We start from the raw sequence: 309 nt of genomic DNA, 5'->3' as shown, positions 1-309 counted from the left end.
TGGTGTAGGCGGCGGACTGGACGAAGGAGCCGTAGCAGATCGGCGGGATGCACAGGGAGAGGTCGAGCCCCGAGCTCGATTGCTTGCTGGTGTAGCGGCTCACGTCCTGCAGCGTTTCGATGAGCAGATCGCCGCCGATGTTCATGAGCACGGTGTCGCCCGCCAGTTGCGCGCCCTGCAGCGTGGTGTCTCTTCCGGAGGTGACCGTGAGGGTGTCGGTGGCGGTGATGAGGGTGTTGTCCCACACGGTTTCCGTGCCGTTGGCCCGGCCTTTGGCCTGCCCGGCGTTGAGCTGGATGGAGAAGCCGT

1 protein-coding gene is annotated in these 309 nt (G+C 65.4%); it reads right to left on the bottom strand.

What is annotated here, in order from left to right:
* Positions 1–309 (bottom strand): hemagglutinin repeat-containing protein (locus E6O51_RS21665; RefSeq protein ID WP_211091499.1); only part of this gene is annotated, 309 nt, incomplete at both ends.

The sequence above is a fragment of the Pseudothauera rhizosphaerae genome (assembly GCF_004801305.1).
Classification (GTDB): domain Bacteria; phylum Pseudomonadota; class Gammaproteobacteria; order Burkholderiales; family Rhodocyclaceae; genus Pseudothauera; species Pseudothauera rhizosphaerae.
This window is presented reverse-complemented; position numbering and strand designations above follow the sequence as displayed.